The organism is Priestia sp. USM5, from assembly GCF_058323215.1.
In genome coordinates this window covers 136150-154062 of sequence record NZ_JBSGKN010000003.1, presented here as the reverse complement: position 1 = coordinate 154062, position 17913 = coordinate 136150, and the positions used below count along the sequence as shown (strand labels likewise).

The following is a 17913-nucleotide window of genomic DNA, read 5'->3' as shown; positions in this document are numbered from 1 at the left end:
TGGTATGCTCCCCTTATAGTAGACAAATAGAAGAAAGCAACCTATTCTGTCTACTATGGAGGGGATTTTTTATGGGGAAAAAGAGGAGAACATTCAACATTGAGTTTAAGAAAAAAGCAGTCGATTTATATCTTTGGGATGGAATGGGCTGTAAGGCCGTTGGGAAAGAATTAGGGATTGACCATACAACCGTTCTGCGCTGGGTTCGACATTTTGAAGCTGAAGGCCTGAAAGGCCTTGAAGAAAAAAGAGGAAAAACACAAGGCTCTACAATAGGGCATCCATCTACTTATCCAGAAGATACAGAAACAAAAATAAAACGATTAGAAGCTGAGAATGAAATGTTAAAAAAGCTCTTACAGGTGTAAAAGGAGGAATGAAAGCAGTACCTATCCAAAAGAAATATAAAGTTATTAAAGAAATGTCAAAGAAACGCTTCTCTATCTGCCTCTTATGTAAAATTGCAGAGGTTTCTAGAAGTGGCTATTATAAATGGCGGAACCGTGAGGATTCCCCTTCTCATAAGCAATGTGAAGATAGAAGAATGAAACAAAAAATAAGAGAGTGCTATCAAAAGTTCAGAGGTATCTATGGATATAGGAGAGTACAGACCTGGTTAAAGGTCGTATATGGATTACATGTAAATCACAAACGTATTCAACGGTTAATGAAAGAGCTGAAGCTAAAAGCTATTATTAGAAAAAAACGGCCATATTATCGAAAAAAAGAAGCTTTCGTTCTGTCATCTAATCATCTGAACAGAGAGTTTAAGGCTTCGCAGCCTAACCAGAAATGGGTAACCGATATCACCTATTTAATTTTTAATGGACAATCTTTGTATTTATCAGCGATTAAAGATTTGTACAACAATGAAATTGTTGCCTATAAAATAAGTTCGAGGAATGATTTGAAATTAGTAATGGATACACTCGAAATTGCCAAGAAACGAAGAAATGTAGAAGGAGTCCTCATACATAGTGATCAGGGAATTCAATATACATCTCGTGCTTATCATCGCTTCTTAAAAGCGAATGGGATGAAAGTTAGTATGTCTAGAAAAGGCAACTGTTGGGATAACGCTTGTATAGAGAGTTTCTTTAGTCATTTTAAATCGGAATGCTTCTATCTATATAAATTCCAAACAGCCAATGAGGTCAAAAATGCCGTTCACCAATACATAAATTTTTATAATCATGAACGATTTCAACGAAAATTAAATAACCTGAGTCCTTATCAGTATAGAACTCAGGCTGCATAGGTAGTTTTCTTAAGACTGTCTATTTGACAGGGGTCACTCCAAGAGTGAGGTTGTTTTCTTGGTTGAGCAGTTAGTCTGCTAATAGATCATCAATTACGAATTTTATCAAAATATTTTGTAGAAGGGAACTGGATAAAAGAGGACTTTTTTACTTAAAACACTATTCAACTCTAAATTAGTACATGTATAAAAGGTAGTTTTCTTATATAGTACGTTCTATTCAACAAAAATTCGGAGCATTGATTTATCAACGATATATAGAAACGTATAAACGAGAAGATTAGCAAGTAAGCGAGTCCTTATGTATCAAAGTCTCGTTTACCTGCTTCTGGAATTGCATATTATGTTAAATATCATGTATAACTTAAAAACAGAAAAAACAACTGGGTCCGTTCAGTTTCTTTTTCTGTTTCATGAATGATAATCAATGTTTGACTGACGTTACAGAACGTCTTGGGTAGTTTGCCCAGAAAACTGTTTAATATGTATCAAATTGAAAATATGTTATAGTGGAATTAGAGCTAAGAACTCACATATGGGTTACTTTCTTTTTAAAGGAAATGCCCTTTATTTTTAAAATTAGATTATATATTAACAAAAATACAGTGAAAAAAGAGAAAAAACTACTGATATACAGGGATCAGTAGTTTTTTCTTGTACATTTATTTAACCAGACGATTGAAGCCTTATGGCGTCTTGAATAGTTTGCTCAAAACTTTGTTTGGTATTCAGATTAGTTATTATTAAGTTTCTTCATGGTCTCTACATCTAGATTAATTTGTCTCATTATGTCTTCATATTTAAAATTCTCGTCAATCTGAAGAATTATTTTCTCAGGTTCATGTTTATACTTCTGAATTAGCTTTAATAGCAATGGACGTACATGTTTATCAAATATATTTAATTTTGTTACACCTCGTTTTAGAATCTCTAAGTTGTTTGTACCTAATCTTTTATGGCATCGCTCTATACAAAGTCGGAAAGGTACATCTAGGAAGATAATAATATCTGCTTTTTTAAATCTATCTTCGTATGTTTCCCTATATCCCCAGCCCTCTATTACCCATTTATCTTTATCTAATAATTTGTTTAGTTCTCTTGAAAAATGTCTGATTTGTTGTCTAGTAGGAAAAGGAGTGGTCTTTAAAAATTTGAGCTTCTCATCCATTTCAAAGAATGGAAGTGAAAGATCTTTACTTAATTTTTTCCCTAGTGTAGTCTTACCTGCACAACCGTTTCCAAGAATACATATTTTAGACAATTTTCATCCTCCTCTGTGGAATAGACAGTTATATTACTGTCCTAATCAATGATATGTATATGTTCCAAGAGTGGGGCATTATTAATTTTTTTATCAAGATAAAAGAAAAGGCAGGCTTAAGCCTGCTACTAAATCCTGATAAAATCCATTATGGTAACTATGTCTGTATATCATATATAACAAAAAAGAGAAAAACCACCTTAACTTTTTGGGTTCAGTTCAAGAGGGGGTAGTTTTTTCTGTGTATGAAAGTGATGATTAGCGACGTTGGAAACCATCATTATTAGTTTGTTCAACAAATAAAATTTTATTCTTTTTATTTATAAAGAAAACCCGTAGATTAGAAGTTCTACAGGTTATTTGGTAGTTTAAATTGAATTAGTTATATCCTATACGATTTAGAAATCGTATAGATTGAAAAATGAATGATGTTTTAAAATGATGCTCAAATGTGAATATTACCTATAGACATGCAAGAACCGTATGGGATTGGATAAATTTGGTTATATTAAGTATAGTATTCAGTTCCAATATGTATTAAAGACTTCTTAAAAGGTGGATGATATAACATGCTTGATTCCAAGACAATTGAGATCGTTCAATCAACAGTACCGGTTTTGAAAGAACATAGTAAACAAATAGGGAAAAGATTTTATGAGTTATTATTTGAAAAGGCACCAGATTTGTATAATATGTTTAATCAAACGAATCAAAAAAGAGGGATTCAACAGGAAGCTTTAGGTTATGCGGTTTATGCTGCAGGAGAACATATAACCAATCTAGAAGCCATTAAACCTGTCATTGAAAGGATTTCACAGAAACATCGCGCAATAGGCGTAAAAGCAGAACAATATCCGGTTGTGGGTGAAACTTTACTTCAAGCAGTAAAGGATGTTTTGGGAGATGCAGCTTCAGACGATATTATTGAAGCGTGGGGGAAAGCGTACGGATACATTGCCAATGCTTTTATTGAGCTAGAAGAAGATCTCTACAAAGAGACAGAGAGCCAACCGGGAGGTTGGGAAGGATATCGAAGCTTTTATATCGATAAAAAGGTAGAAGAAAGCGATAATGTGACGTCTTTTTATTTAAAAGCGAAGGATAATAAAGCCATTGCTTCTTATAAAGCAGGGCAATACCTTACATTAGCAGCAGCCGTTCCCGGAGAGAAATATACGCATATTCGTCATTATAGTCTTTCTGAATCCCCAGGAAAGGATTATTATCGAATCAGTGTAAAACGGGAAGATGCCCATGATGGTGCCCCCGCAGGGATTGTCTCAAACTATTTACATAACCAAGTTGAAACAGGAGGTACGCTTAAGTTTTCAGCTCCAGCTGGAGATTTCGTGCTTGATGATAGCAAGCAGCCTGTTGTTCTCATTAGTGGAGGAATAGGGATTACACCTTTACTTAGTATGCTGAATACCATCGTAGAAAAACAGCCAACACGTCAGGTTACCTTTATTCATGCAGCCATCAATGGGAAAACCCATGCTTTTAAAGAACATGTGGCTCAATTAGATAGCAGCAATGAAAATGTCACTTCCTTCACCTGTTATAGTTCGCCTAGTGAAGAGGATCGACTGGGTGATGATTTTGATAAAGAAGGTTACGTTGATTTAGAATTGTTGCAATCGATTGTTTCCTCAAACGAAGCCGTTTTTTACTTCTGTGGATCGATTCCGTTTATGGAAGCCATTCTGAAAGCATTACATAGATGGGATGTACCAAACGAACGTATTCATTATGAGGTATTTAGCCCTGTAGCCATTTTAGGAGAAAAGTAAATAAAGTGACATTCAATCCGTTTAATTATCTACAGATCAAGCCCCTGAATTTTTTGCGAATTTCAGGGGCTTTTGATATTCTCGATATCCTTTTTTTTTTATAGACAAGATATGTGTAGAATATACATGACTTACTTCTGAATGGGGTATTGTTTTTAGTTCTTAATCGCTTTTGTGATTAATTGGACAGTTCTCATTGATAATGTGACTTAATTAATAATGATGATTTAAAATACTCACGGGATGTTTCTATGAAGCTGCCTACATTATAGAACAGTTCCAAGTATGTCTATAAGCGCCTTTATAACATTTTACATATAATATTATAAGAAAAATAATATTTTTGATATGTTTGGAAATTTGTTAAGCTAATCGAGTAGTTTTCTGATTTATGAAGATGGAAGGATATTAAATCAAAAGGCTTTTCATCTTACCTTATATTGTTACTGTCGATTATATCCATAGTATTGTTCTATTTATTTTCAACAGATTTCTTATTTGAGAATTTTAATTTTTATAACTTCCCTTTACTTTTTAGCGTTGCCATTAATATGTAGGATATCTATCGTCATAATTTCTGTATATAGGAGGAATTTAAATGGATAAAGAGATGGTTAAATTTATAAGAAAAAGTTACAACATGAATCAACGTAATTTCGCTCAAGTAGTTAACTGTAGTTTTTCATTAATTGCTTTAGTGGAGGTTGGTAAAAGAAGAATAACGGAAAATTTATATAATAAAATTACAGATGCCTTTAATTTAGATGAAAAGCAATTAAAAGAAATTCATTCTCATTTAATAGAAAGTAATCAAAACAAATATTAAGGAAAATAAATTTACGAATGTAGGATAAGTTGATTGAATTCACAAAAGGAGCGAGTAATAGTGGATGTAAAAGAAAGCGAAAAAACTATTCGATTAAAAGGAATGCTTCAGGAAGCTTTAAAACCGATGACAGAAAAATTAGAAAAGCTAAACGAAGAAGTTGAAACAGTTCGGAAAAGCCAAGAGGAATTACAGAAGATGCTGGAAGAAATAATAATGAAATAATAGGAAAGGCTCCTTACTTAGTGGTCCAAGGATAATAAAAGAACTATACAACACGACAAAAGAAGTGATAGAACGTCCAATATCATTCTTTTAGTCGTTTTTTATATTTCTCTCCTATATATGGAATGTGTCACTTTTTCTCAAAGGGTTCATAATTGATGAAAATTTTTCTCATCAATTATATTTTTTCTTCAATAGCTGGAATTTTTAGCGCTCCAATCATAATAGATGGCTACTAATACGGCTGCATATCCTAGTCTAGTTAAGGAAAATAGGAATAAAAGAGTTAGCAATGAATGATCAGTTCCTTGGTGGATTTTCATCAGATCGAGAATATAATAAAATATTATGATATACTTTTTAATATAGATACTCATTTTTTTGTAAAGAGGTGTCTTTCTAATGGATTATCATTTAATTGGTTTATCAATTATATTTTTTATTTCCTTTTATTTTATTGGAATAAAAAAGTATATTAGATGGCTATCAAGATGGAAACAATTTCGGGTTAAAGATCAGGAAAGGTTTGCTCAGTTGGTAGGAACATACTTATTAGTGGTAGGTGCAGTCTTGTTAATAAGTGGTTTTCTTAACTACCCTTACGAAAACGCTATCATTTATGTTTTTACATTAGGTTATGGTGATCTACTTACTGTGTATATAAGCAATCATATTCTTGAATAATTATTTATATAAAGAGCTCTTAGTAAGCTCTTTTTTCAATATCTTCCAGTTTATCCCCTTTATTTTCTGGTATTAATACTTCGAAATAAACCTTTCAAGCTAAGTATTTGGCTAATATTTTCCAATGGAATAGAAACTCAGTATAAAATAAAATCACGTAATCTATATCATATAATTGGCGATGGAGAATCTTTTTATTTTTATAGAATTATAAGTTCGTATGGATAATAAGGTCAGGAAGGTTCATTAACGAGAAATATCCTCCAAAAAATAGAGGAACTATATACATATCTGGGGTCCCTTTACCTTCTGGAGAATGATGAGTAAAAATGTTTACATTAAAACTCTATTCTTTAAATTGAAAAGTTACTTATTTAACTGTAAATTGATTCAAAAAATATCTTGCAGCTTTAGTTAGACCATTCTTTTTAAGTGAAACAATTGCTGGCTCAATGTAGAACTGGAAATTTTCAATTTCAAGAACTTCAATATTGTGGTTAAAAATCGCCTGAATTCCTGATTTAGGAACAATTGAAATACCTAATCCAGAGGCAACTAAGGAAAGTATTGTAGAAATATCTTTACACTCCATTACAATATTAGGAGAAAATTGATGTTTGTGAAAATTACTCAACATGTTTTCGTATAGAGAGTATCCTTTCATAGGACCTAACATAAGAAAGGGATAATCTATAATATCCTTTAAATTTACAGTTTTGTTTGAAAAACGTTCTTTCCAAATGGAGGGAATTACTGCAACAAAAGGTTCCTCTAATAAACATGTTACTCGATAATTTTCTAATGTTTGAGGTAGAAGCATCAATGAAAATTCAATTTTTTGTTCAATCAGTAATTCCTCCAAATAAGAGGAATCTCCCTGCCAGACTTTAATAAATATATTTGGATATGATTCCCTAAACTTATGTAAATGTTCGAATAAATAAGAAACGCAAGTATACGCTATACCAATGGATAAAGTTCCTCTAAGCCCCTCTTCCATTTCCCGAATTTCCTGTTTAATGATCTTACTCTCTTGCAACATTTGAACAGCATGATTATATAATATCTTTCCAGTTTCAGTTAACTCCCATTGCTGGGTATAACGTTTGATTAAAGTTGTTCCAAGTTCTTTTTCCAAACGCTGAAGTTGTTGACTAAGTGGAGGTTGTGCCATATGTAACACTTGGGCAGCTTTCGAAATCCCTCCTTCATCTACAATGGTTTTAAAATATTTTAGTTGTTTAATATCCATCTCAATCACCCAATCATATGCAATATATATAACATTATAACAATAAATATATTTTTCATATAACATAAATATTGATAAGATACTTTTATGATTCCTAATCGCAGAAAAAAGTATAGTAAAGGTCAATAAATTGTATATGTAAAGCTACATCTAATCATTAAAATTCCCATCATATCAAATAACAGCTATTTTTTAGGTTCCATACATACTTCATTATGTCGATTATTGGCATAGCAGAAAATATGAAATTTTATAGGGGAAATAGTATTTCTTCCTTTGTTAATAAAGGTAAGATAATCAATCTTTATGGCAAGAGTAGGTATCTAGGCAACGTACTTGAGCTTCGATATTACTACATGATGAAGTGTGTCTATTATTTTTCAAGTAGAGTATTAAATCCTACTTTATTTATGAGTTAAATGTGTTATGGGTAATTATACTAAATTAGATGACAGCCAAGAAAATGTTTAACAACATACTAGCAAAAGGAGAAGATAAATTATGTGGATTCGCTTTTTTATTATGGGTTTCTTTTCTTTAACAGCAATATCTCTCATAGGTTATCAAGTTATAGAAATTTTCCATGCATATGGTGCCTTTTTTTACAAGAGTCCTAAATAAGGACAATTAAATTTAAAATACTTAACAAGATACAGAATGATAATGAAAGGGACCGATATAAAGTATTAAAAAGAGAGAGACCTATTATGTGAAGGAACATAATGACTCTTTGTGTTTTTATAAAGCTTTGAAAATAACCATTTCTTATAAAGAGGTGTCTTTATACATGAATTATCGTTTAATTTGTTTAGCATTTTTGTTCTTTTTTCTTTATTACCTTATTGGTGTAAAGAAATATATTAGATGGTTATCAGGATGGAAGCAATTTCATATTAAAGATAAGAAAAGATTCACGAAATTAATAAGCACTTATTTATTAGTAGTAGGGTCCACAGTTTTAATAAGTGGATTCATTGATTATCCATTTGAATCTACCATACTATATTGCTTTACATTAGGTTATGGTGATTTACTTATGGTTTATATAAGCAATCATATAATTGAGTAATAAATGGGATAGGTGGCTTCCCGAAAATAAGCCCTGTGTTGGTTCTTATCTCACTCAATTGTGCCTATTTTCAAGCCTGACGAGACTGAAACTAGGCTTTTTAATAAATTTATTTAACTGATAAGAGTGAGTCTAGCTTAACTATAGTATAGCTTAACTATAGTATAGATTTACTCTTATCCTAAAATAACTACATACTTCGTAATGAACCTTTTCTTTCGGTACTTCCCATTTATTTAAAGTTTTATTCTTTACTTCACTCGCTTTTGTATGCTTTACAAGATAAATTCGAACTGTTAAATAAACTCAATTTAATTTTTAAGTCTAAAAAAACAATGAAAATTCAGATATCTATTTAAATAATCAGGGTTTTCCTATAAAATAACTTTATATGTTAGAAGTTTTGACAAAGTACTTGCCAAACTAGTTAGAAAGGACAATGGATATTAAAATGGAAAAAAAACTTGAAAAGAATTGGAGTCATCACTCAAGCATAGGATTAGCTGCGTATCTAAAAAAAATGAAAGGGACAATTAGACAAGAAGCTAAAGTTGATTATATTGATTCTATTATTTCAGCTGTAGGTGCACTTATTGCTATTATTACTGTTAGTTTTATGGCTATTCATCTAGGCTATCCTATGGCATTAGCTCCCCTTGGAGCGAGTTGTATCTTAGTATTTGGGGCTCATAAGGGCGCTCTTTCTCAACCAAGACATGTAGTCGGAGGGCATTTACTTGCCACTACTTTTGCTATTATTATTTGGTGCTTATTAGGGAAAAGCTTATTTACTCTTGGTCTCGTATTAGCTCTTGTATTGATCCTAATGGCCCTTACACAAACGATGCATCCTCCAGCAGCAGCTAGTGCACTTGTTGCCGTTAATAATCAGGTAGGTTGGGAATTCCTTATTCCTGTTCTACTGGGTTCCCTATTGATAGTAGTTATCTCAATTATTTACAATAATTTATTTAAATCACGGCAATATCCAAATCATTGGTTATAAAGGTGAAGATAGCAAAACAAGGATAGCGTGTTAAAGAGGTGATTTAAAAAATGGAAGAGTTTATTGGAAGTTGTACTATATGAAGAAAAGAAATATATTGCATAAATGGCTTTTTAAATGGACTTATTCAGCCAGATGGAACGTTACGATGCTTCTCTTGCGATAAAAAGGAGTTCCTGGAAAATAGGCTTCAATATGGTTTTTGATTCAAAAACTCCAAGAAAATTGTGGTTAATTCGAAATTTTTGAATCAAAACCATTCATCACATGCCTATTTATACAATTAATTACATGACAAATTATTTTATTTGTAACATTTTTGAAGTAGTAGTTTGTAATTCTATAAAAGAGAACAATATATATACATAAATAATTTCGGGTATACATGTAGTAGTCTTTTTTAAACGTTTTATAGATGCTTTTATATTGACCATTCCTCTCTTATGCAATTGATATCATCATACTAAAGGTTTTATCGAAAATCTTCTTTCTTGTTAGATAATCCCCCATCATTTTTCCCTCTACTATGAAATAATTCACCACAAATTCTTTATTTTATAACCACTCAGGCAAATTAATTTATAAACTAAAAAACACCCCGGGTAAATGGGCTTTTGAGTATGCTATTACTTGTGAACATTATCTAAAGTACAAATACATATGGTGAATGCATTGATAACTCCCCATAATACTTTGTAGGATAAATTAATAACATGTATCCAAATAGTCCATCGAATTCCTTTAGGTTCTTTCTTTTTATTAGAAAATTATTCTTTATTGAATGGCGTCATTTTTGGTATCGATAAAAAGCTGACCATTTTTTTGGATCTCTGCATAAAACACTTCCGAAATAGACTGTACGTCTAATTGCTGAAGTTTTTCATACAACCATTTTCTATCAAGATTTAATTTAGCTAAATTATTAGTGTTAATAACTCCATCCACGATTACCTCAGTCGCAAGGGGAAATAAATCTTTTTTGGGTTTATCTATATTCATATCACTTTTAGTTAAAGGGAGTTTATTTTCTTTTTTCATTATAGAAAGCTTACCATTTGTTTCAAATATGGCATATTCGACATCCATCAATGAGAAGATGTCTTTTTCTCTAAGACTTGCCGTTAGAGAATCCATGTCTAAACGAACTTTACGAAGTGCGTCCTCCATAATCTTACCTTTTTTTATAACAATAACTGGTTCACCATCAATTATTTGTCTTGTTTTTTTAGATTTAATCGTCATAAGACCAATAGTAATCGTAAAAATACTCCATGCAAGTAATGCAATGAGGCCATTTGTAAACGCTAGAATATAATTGACAGTTTTTGCTCAATGTAATTTTACACTTTTGCTTCAATAAGCTAGAACTCTAGTAAAATAATAGAAGGTGTTATTTTACTGGGGGGACAGCGTCTTGGAGGAGAAGTTAATGCTTTATTTAAATATTCAACAATTACATCAACGGAAGTTTAAAGTATCTCAAATTGCACAGGAGCTCAAAGTATCAAGACCAACCGTTTATAAATATTTAAAAATGACATTTGAAGAGACAAAAGCATACATGGAACAGCTTCAAGGCAAAGGTAAGAAATTGGATCCCTACAGGGATTGGATTATCGCTTGGCTTGAAGAATACCCTCATCTCAGTGCAGCGCAAATCCACGATTGGCTCTTAGAGCGTTATCCCGATTTAGTTGTTGGCGAGAGTACAGTAAGAGCATATGTGAAAGAGATGCGGGAGATTTATCAGATTGAGAAAAAAGTAATAATTCGGCAGTATGAAGCAATCCCTGAACAACCTATGGGTAAGCAAATCCAGGTGGATTGGGGAGAAACGAAACAGAAGACAACTGAAAAGAATGAAATTAAACTATATTTCATCGCTTTTGTCTTAGCTCACTCTCGATACAAATACATGGAGTGGCAGGACCGGCCTTTTACGACAAATGATGCCATACGATGTCATGAAAATGCATTTCAATTTTACGGAGGACGCACAGAAGAAATTGTGTATGATCAGGATCGTTTAATTACAGTAAGCGAAAATTCAGGTCAGCTACTTTTAACTTCTGAGTTTCAAAGCTATGTAAATGAACGTAAGTTTAAAGTTCATTTATGTCGTAAGGCAGACCCAGAATCAAAAGGAATGATTGAGAACGTTGTAAAGTACATAAAGGGAAATTTCGCAGACAGCCGAGTATTTAGCAATATTGAAGATTGGAATAACCGTGCGTTACAGTGGCTACATCGCACTGGAAATCAACATGTTCATCAGACAACGAAAAAAAGACCAGCTGAAGTGTTCCCCGTCGAAAAGCAACACTTACAGCCCGTCTCTTCACCACTCTCATACGAAAGCGTCATTACCCCAAGTATAACAAGGAATATTAGTAAGGACAATACAATACGGTTTAAATCAAACCGTTATTCCGTTCCTCTCGGAACGTATAGTGCAGCCTCTGATAATGAGGTTTTTATTGAAGTCACTTCGAGCCAACCGCCAACGCTGATTATCCGTAAACAGTTAGAGGGAGAAGTAATTGCTGAACATAGCATTAGTAATGAAAAGGGAAAGCTTATTCAACATCTACATCATATCCGGGATCGTTCAAAAGGTATTGAAGAATTTAAGCAACAACTGGTTTCACATTTTGAAGATCAGGAACGTGCAACTTCTTATTTAAATGAAATTTGTTTAAGATACCCACGGTATCGGCGTGATCAGCTCATAATTATTCAAAACGTCATTGAGAAATATCCAATGTGGATTGAAGCCACTTTGACTAAATGCATGATAGATAAACTTTACAGCGCCAATGACTTTCGGGATATAGCAAACCATCAAAATGCATTACAAACTGAATGTACCCAAAAGGTGAAGCCTCCCTTTATAAAACATTCAGGTAAAGACAACATCATAGTGACAACTCGCTCCCTTACTACTTACACAAGTATTTTAGGGGGTGAACCACAGTGAATAAGACTGTAAATGACTTGCAGGAGCACTTTCGCCAATTAAGGTTATCGGAAACAGCTGAGGAGCTACCAAAGCTCCTACGTGAGGCTGAAAAATCTTCTTGGACGTATTTAGAATTTCTTGAATCTATCACACGTTATGAACTGAGAAAACGTGAAGTAAAGAGTTTAGAAAGAAGAATGAAGTGGGCGCACTTCCCTTACGTGAAGTCATTAAGTGAATTTAATTTAGAAGAGCAAACAGCTTTAACGGGGCGCCAATTGACCCAGCTCGCAGAGCTAAACTGGCTTGAGCAGCAGTATAATTTAATTTTATTGGGACCGCCAGGCGTTGGTAAAACATTTTTAGCAATCGGTTTGGGAATTGAGTCTATTCACAGAGGTTTCAACGTCTATTTCGTAACTATGGGTGAGCTTATTCATCTTTTAAAAACGGAAGAATTTCTAAATAAATCAAAAGTGCAGCTAAAGCGATTAAGAGGCGCCGATCTGGTCATTATTGATGATTTAATGTATATGGCAATGGATCAGCGAGAAGCAAATTTGTTTTTTCATTTAATTAATCATTTGTATGAACGAAGTTCCATCATTCTTACATCCAATAAAAGCCCTGAACAGTGGGGTGAATTAATGGGAGATCAGGGAATTACCACTGCGATTTTAGATCGTTTACTTCATCGTGTAGAAGTCATTCATATGGATGGAGATAGCTATCGAATGAAACATCGAAAAAGTGTATTTTCAGCTGAAGTGTAAAAAGTAAATAAGCAAAAAGTGTAAAATTCTACTTGACGTCTACACCATTTCCCATACTGAGAGTTTGATCAGTAACCAATGCTCCACTCAAAGTACCAATTGTAATAGCAGATACAAAGTTAAAAAAAGTCATCTGGCTAATCTCTTTTCTACCCATTATTCTTGTTAAGACTAAAAGTACTAAGAATGAAATAGCTACCCTAATAACAATCTCCAAAATATTCATATGTAACCTTCCTTTCCTGTTATTAACGTAGTATAGGTGTAATATTTACCCAATAAATCATTTTTATCACAGATATTATGAGAATAAATACGTTTTAGTATCCTATCGATTTGTTTACCAGCTCTTGGGAAAAATAATTCCTTTTGAAGGGGAAGTTAGATAACGGTATTTATTACCAATTAACATTTACGAATTAAACGTAGTTTATTTAATTTCGTATAATCTAGCAATAACCCTCATATTAATAGAATAAAAGACTAGAAAGAACGCGGGTGAATAGAATGGAAAGAAAATGGATCATGATTGGACTAGGTGGTATGTTTATCGGGATAGGAATCAATTTATTTATTCTTCCTTCTCACATTATAAATGGGGGAGTATTTGGGATTAGCTTGTTATTAAAATACCTACTGGGATTTAAGGTGGGGATTAGTATCGTTTGCATTAACATTCCGATTTATTTATCAGCTTTAAAACATAACCGTTCATACTTTTACAATAGCTTATTTGGTTTAACCATTACATCTCTCGCTATTGATTTACTCTTCCCCTTAAATGGGATCATTGATCTCCCTGTTTTAGTGAGCGCTTTACTAGGTGGTCTAACCATTGGACTTGGGGTAGGAATTATGCTTAGACATAATACGTGCCCTGGAGGAATCGATCTTCTCGCTTTTTTACTTTCAAAATGGACATCTGTGAATATTGGATTCCTCCTTCTTCTCATAGATACTTCTATTGTTTTGATTGGCTTATGTATAGTTGGAGACAAAACTCTAATTTATTCACTTATCACAGTAGGAGGCGTATCCATAACAGCAGGTATACTAACTTCATTTAGGTCTGTTATTTACTTACGATAGGGATAAGGTAGGGTACATAGTACACTGCCTTACTTCTACGGTTTGAATAAATCTTATGTAAGTTCTTATTAGAAAACATTTTACTAGCTAAATACTCTGTAGATTATACACTAACACATTCAAAAATCTTTATTGATAAGTTTGTACAAACAGTCCGTCATCTTCTAGCCATTCGGCTAAAAAGATAGCATTATAATCAGTTATCCTTTGAGATAAGAGTTGAGCTTTTAACCACTCTTCATCAAAACCTAAATCTTTTACTTCATCCCATAAGACTTCGCCGTCCCGTATAAGGGTAACAGGAACATAAACGGGTTTTATAGACATATTAAAATTTTCTTGGGTAGTTTTTTGATATTTTGTCTTTTTTAGAATGCTAATTGAGCCATTTGCTTCTAAATAACAAAAAGCAACTTCTCGAATAGAGAAAGTTTCACTTTGTCGAAGTAAGCTTTGCAGCTGATTGATGTTCATTCGGTTTTTCCTTAATTCTTCTCGATCAACCATCCCGTTTTTAATAAGAGCAGACGGTTTGCCTTCAACAATGCCGCGAAATAATAAATATTTTTGTCCAAGGTACTCAACTATAAACAGTAAAATAGCCCATAAACCCATAGAGTAAATAATATGAAAGACACCAACTTGGTGATCATAGAATGCGTTCCCCAATAATTCACCGAGTACTATAGAAGCAATAAAGGTAAAGGGGGTAATTTGATTAATAATCTTTTTTCCTACAAACTTAACGATTATAAAAAGGAGAAAAAATCCGGTAATAATTTCAATGGTAACATTCAATGGACTTTATTTTAAAGGTGTTTTCCTTCCTATGTTGAAAATGATAAATATGGATTGAAAGGGGGAAATACAATGAATCCATACAAACAATTACAATTAAATAAAGAATTGGAAGCGATTGCTAAGAAACAAATTGAAATCTATAAAAAACGAGTAAAATTATCTAAGGAGCTAGAACAAGACTTAGATAATAAAGAGCTTCAAAATAGAATTATTGAGTTAGAGGAAGAAAGCCAAAAACTTAAGAAAAAAAGTGAGGATTTACAAGCTAACTTTTAAACATTCTTACAGGTAATTAACATGGAAATGTCATTGTATAAATAATAAAGTATTTAACTGTAATAGCTAAATACTTTTGTCCAGGCGTACGATGATATGAACTATATGCTTCGCCAGTTACGTATACAGGATACTAATTACATACAATTATACATTAATTAAAGAAAATTCAAATAATTCAACTTTACTTTTTTTGGTGAAATATTTCCCAAGTAGCACATTTAAAAAATTAGACGGAAAGTAAACATTCTTAGTTCACATAAAGCTGATTATGTAAAATAGCTATCATATCCAACAGATTTTATGAAGAATATATTTATATAGATGGTTTATATGGAGCTTTTATACAGTTAAATCGTATAGAAAGCAGGAGGGGATAGTATGAAGGATAAAAAAGAAACAAATGTGCTAAAAGATGCAGCTAAATCTTTTGTTAAAGGAGTTACTTTCAGTAGTGTTTTCGATCCCGATATGAGTGAGGAAAATGTATTATCTATTTCTTCTTCATCCACCTTTGCATATGCAAAAAGCGTGTATATGGGGAATTTGTTTAACTGTGCCATCCAATTATTAAAAAAGACCTCTATATCCAGTTCTTGTCCCTCGTATTCTACGATATAAGGCACTTCTCCATCTCTTCCAAAAGGAAAAAAACCACCTCCTGCGGGAACTTCACTTATATAACTTTTTGGAAGGAACTCTATTTCAACACTCATTAGATACTCCCCTTTGAAAATAAGAATGTAGTCTTAAATATGATTATAACTAATAACCAGTAAGAAAAGTAATTCTTATAAATGCTTGAAATTTAAATTACACAAGGTATTCCAAATACTCCGTTGAATGAACAAAATATCAATCATTTATTAAATGAATAAGGGGTGGAGAGTTATGCAAGGATATTTTGCAATCATATCATTACTTTTAATGATGATAATGGTTATAATTCGTGCTAAACAGTTGGGGAAAAAGGGAATTAAAGCTTTTAAATTTGGTGAGCTAGATAAAAAAGATTTCTTTATTATCCCATTTGCATTACTGTTTTTTTATCTTATTTTCTCTAGTGTTTTTGATTTGCCCAAACTAGGTACCAAACTATTTAGCAATGAAGTCTTTAGTTGGATAGGTGTAGGTTTATGCACGATGGGTTTAGTATTATTCTCGTTAAGCATAATTTCATTTGGGAAAAGTTTTAGAGTTGGAATTGATGAAGAAAAACCAGGTGAACTTATAACAACAGGTGTTTTTGCGATTAGCCGTAATCCCATTTACACAGCTTTTGGATTTGTTTTAATAGGGATATTCCTAATTTTACCAAACTGGATATTATTATTGTACGTATTTACTGGAATTTGGCTTTTTAATCGTCAGGTTCAACTTGAAGAAAAATCCTTGAAAAAGATTTACGGTGAAGAATATGAAGCATACTGTAAAAAAGTTCGTAAATACCTTTAGCATTAGTTGTTGGTGGCAAAGGGTAAGTCTTTCATTCATATTAAAAGTAAAAGTGGAAGATTAACATAGCCAAAAAAATAAAGAATGTGGAAATATGTACTTAACCAAACGGTTGTGTTAGTTTAAGATGATAGTATTTTGGGATCGGAAAGTTTGAAAATAAGAAGGCAAAATAAAACCCTGATTCTTCTACTTGGCGTAGATAAATCAGGGTTTTATTTCCTAAAAGTGTCTTAACGTAGGCTTTGAAAAAAAGATGTTTTTGGGGGACTGAATTTTACCGATGAGCATGCAGTTGATGATTTAAAAGAATTGCTTTCATCAATTGATACATTTTAAAAACTTTAATTATAGATGAAAAGAGTCCTCATGGAATAAGGGCTCTTTTTGTTATCTCTGTAACTCACATTATGGCAACTGAAATTGAATATGACATATTGTCTATAAAGATTAATTACTTTTTGTGCGTGCAAAAACATCTATTTTAAAAATTAAATAGACGTTTCATTATTGATTTTTTCGGTATCTAAAAAGGTGTACTGTTTTAGACTGTCTTTTTGTCGATAAGTGTGATCTTGGAGTGAACAGGATAAAGATAAATTCGAAATAAAGTAACTAGCAGTTTTCTTTAATTAACATTATATGGTATATTTGGTTAAAAAGGAAAATTAACCTTATGATAGGACTTATTATTGCTATTATTCTGTTTAACTTTATTGCGTTTAAAACAAATAAAAGATTGACGGCAAATCAAATCGTACATATTTGGGCATTTACAATTGCTTTGCAACAACTCGGCGATTTATATATTGATACAAAATATCATGGCTATTGGTACTTTTCTAAAGATATTGATGGGTGGCGTGAAATTCTTACATTAACAGTGTTGATTCCACCAGTGAATATGATGTTTCTAAATTGGTATCCTTCTGGAGAAGCCCTTCATAAACGTATTATGTATATTTTTTATTGGATGATAGCTATTTTACTTTATGAAGCCATCACATTATTACCTGAACCGTGGGGATACTTTAAATACGGTTGGTGGAATCTATGGCATTCAGCCATTATGGATCCTTTACTTTTACTTATTGTATTAGGATATTATAAATGGATATATAAGCTGGAAAATAAGCTCTTAGCAGGAAAGAAATAAAAACAAAACGCCACCCCTCAGGAGACAAGGGAT

The 17913-nt window shown here is 32.4% G+C and carries 19 protein-coding genes; 13 read left to right on the top strand and 6 right to left on the bottom strand.

Going from position 1 to position 17913, the window contains the following annotated elements:
• Positions 1 to 71 precede the first annotated feature (71 nt).
• Both ACWATA_RS26205 and ACWATA_RS26200 read left to right on the top strand, forming a co-directional pair.
• On the top strand, positions 72 to 368 hold the full coding sequence (locus tag ACWATA_RS26205; protein WP_034655895.1) for a transposase: 297 nt from the start codon (positions 72 to 74) through the stop codon (positions 366 to 368).
• Between the two features lie 8 nt (positions 369 to 376).
• Positions 377 to 1258 carry an IS3 family transposase gene (locus tag ACWATA_RS26200; protein ID WP_129542432.1) on the top strand — a complete coding sequence of 294 codons (882 nt, stop codon included), beginning with the start codon at positions 377 to 379 and terminating at the stop codon, positions 1256 to 1258.
• Positions 1259 to 1991: 733 nt separating this feature from the next.
• On the opposite strand, the gene ACWATA_RS26195 is transcribed toward ACWATA_RS26200, so the two are convergent.
• Positions 1992 to 2519 (bottom strand): shikimate kinase, encoded by a 528-nt coding sequence (locus tag ACWATA_RS26195; RefSeq protein ID WP_129542402.1) that lies wholly within the window; start codon positions 2517 to 2519, stop codon positions 1992 to 1994.
• Positions 2520 to 3088: 569 nt separating this feature from the next.
• On the opposite strand from ACWATA_RS26195, the gene hmpA reads away from it, so the two are divergent.
• From hmpA to ACWATA_RS26175, 4 genes are all read left to right on the top strand, one after another.
• On the top strand, positions 3089 to 4309 hold the full coding sequence (gene hmpA / locus ACWATA_RS26190) for an NO-inducible flavohemoprotein (RefSeq protein WP_129542401.1): 1221 nt from the start codon (positions 3089 to 3091) through the stop codon (positions 4307 to 4309).
• A gap of 598 nt (positions 4310 to 4907) precedes the next feature.
• On the top strand, positions 4908 to 5135 hold the full coding sequence (locus ACWATA_RS26185) for a helix-turn-helix domain-containing protein (RefSeq protein WP_043977717.1): 228 nt from the start codon (positions 4908 to 4910) through the stop codon (positions 5133 to 5135).
• Positions 5136 to 5195: 60 nt separating this feature from the next.
• The gene (locus ACWATA_RS26180; RefSeq protein ID WP_187360384.1) at positions 5196 to 5360 is read left to right on the top strand and encodes a hypothetical protein; all 165 of its coding nucleotides are present in this window, start codon (positions 5196 to 5198) and stop codon (positions 5358 to 5360) included.
• A 402-nt stretch (positions 5361 to 5762) separates the two neighbouring features.
• Complete coding sequence (locus tag ACWATA_RS26175; RefSeq protein ID WP_129542400.1) at positions 5763 to 6044, top strand: exonuclease; 282 nt, start codon at positions 5763 to 5765, stop codon at positions 6042 to 6044.
• 370 nt (positions 6045 to 6414) lie between these two features.
• On the opposite strand, the gene ACWATA_RS26170 is transcribed toward ACWATA_RS26175, so the two are convergent.
• Positions 6415 to 7296 (bottom strand): LysR family transcriptional regulator, encoded by an 882-nt coding sequence (locus tag ACWATA_RS26170; protein WP_187360383.1) that lies wholly within the window; start codon positions 7294 to 7296, stop codon positions 6415 to 6417.
• Positions 7297 to 8816: 1520 nt separating this feature from the next.
• On the opposite strand from ACWATA_RS26170, the gene ACWATA_RS26165 reads away from it, so the two are divergent.
• Positions 8817 to 9371, top strand: a complete 555-nt coding sequence (locus tag ACWATA_RS26165) for an HPP family protein (protein ID WP_129542407.1) — start codon at positions 8817 to 8819, stop codon at positions 9369 to 9371.
• Positions 9372 to 10145: 774 nt separating this feature from the next.
• Here the strand turns inward: ACWATA_RS26165 and ACWATA_RS26160 are convergent.
• Positions 10146 to 10613, bottom strand: coding sequence for a DUF421 domain-containing protein (locus tag ACWATA_RS26160; protein WP_473050315.1), 468 nt, complete (start codon positions 10611 to 10613; stop codon positions 10146 to 10148).
• Between the two features lie 187 nt (positions 10614 to 10800).
• On the opposite strand from ACWATA_RS26160, the gene istA reads away from it, so the two are divergent.
• Together istA and istB are read left to right on the top strand one after the other, a co-directional pair.
• Positions 10801 to 12348 (top strand): IS21 family transposase, encoded by a 1548-nt coding sequence (gene istA / locus ACWATA_RS26155; protein ID WP_141235330.1) that lies wholly within the window; start codon positions 10801 to 10803, stop codon positions 12346 to 12348.
• On the top strand, positions 12345 to 13103 hold the full coding sequence (istB, locus tag ACWATA_RS26150; protein ID WP_060746201.1) for an IS21-like element helper ATPase IstB: 759 nt from the start codon (positions 12345 to 12347) through the stop codon (positions 13101 to 13103). Before istA ends, istB begins: the two co-directional genes overlap by 4 nt.
• A 28-nt stretch (positions 13104 to 13131) precedes the next feature.
• Here the strand turns inward: istB and ACWATA_RS26145 are convergent, their stop codons facing one another.
• Positions 13132 to 13329, bottom strand: coding sequence for a DUF421 domain-containing protein (locus ACWATA_RS26145; protein ID WP_473050314.1), 198 nt, complete (start codon positions 13327 to 13329; stop codon positions 13132 to 13134).
• 281 nt (positions 13330 to 13610) lie between these two features.
• On the opposite strand from ACWATA_RS26145, the gene ACWATA_RS26140 reads away from it, so the two are divergent.
• Complete coding sequence (locus tag ACWATA_RS26140) at positions 13611 to 14192, top strand: YitT family protein (protein ID WP_144635715.1); 582 nt, start codon at positions 13611 to 13613, stop codon at positions 14190 to 14192.
• 129 nt (positions 14193 to 14321) lie between these two features.
• Here the strand turns inward: ACWATA_RS26140 and ACWATA_RS26135 are convergent, their stop codons facing one another.
• The gene (locus ACWATA_RS26135; protein ID WP_473050313.1) at positions 14322 to 14990 is read right to left on the bottom strand and encodes a DUF421 domain-containing protein; all 669 of its coding nucleotides are present in this window, start codon (positions 14988 to 14990) and stop codon (positions 14322 to 14324) included.
• A 72-nt stretch (positions 14991 to 15062) separates the two neighbouring features.
• On the opposite strand from ACWATA_RS26135, the gene ACWATA_RS26130 reads away from it, so the two are divergent.
• Entirely contained in the window at positions 15063 to 15269 is a 207-nt protein-coding gene (locus ACWATA_RS26130) for a hypothetical protein (protein WP_129542394.1), read from the top strand.
• 350 nt (positions 15270 to 15619) lie between these two features.
• Here ACWATA_RS26130 and ACWATA_RS26125 read toward each other — a convergent pair whose 3' ends face one another.
• Positions 15620 to 15985 (bottom strand): hypothetical protein, encoded by a 366-nt coding sequence (locus ACWATA_RS26125; RefSeq protein WP_473050312.1) that lies wholly within the window; start codon positions 15983 to 15985, stop codon positions 15620 to 15622.
• 175 nt (positions 15986 to 16160) lie between these two features.
• Here ACWATA_RS26125 and ACWATA_RS26120 point away from each other — a divergent pair, with 175 nt between their 5' ends.
• Both ACWATA_RS26120 and ACWATA_RS26115 read left to right on the top strand, forming a co-directional pair.
• Positions 16161 to 16724 carry a methyltransferase family protein gene (locus ACWATA_RS26120; RefSeq protein ID WP_129542392.1) on the top strand — a complete coding sequence of 188 codons (564 nt, stop codon included), beginning with the start codon at positions 16161 to 16163 and terminating at the stop codon, positions 16722 to 16724.
• Between the two features lie 676 nt (positions 16725 to 17400).
• On the top strand, positions 17401 to 17880 hold the full coding sequence (locus ACWATA_RS26115; RefSeq protein WP_473050311.1) for a hypothetical protein: 480 nt from the start codon (positions 17401 to 17403) through the stop codon (positions 17878 to 17880).
• Positions 17881 to 17913 lie beyond the last annotated feature (33 nt).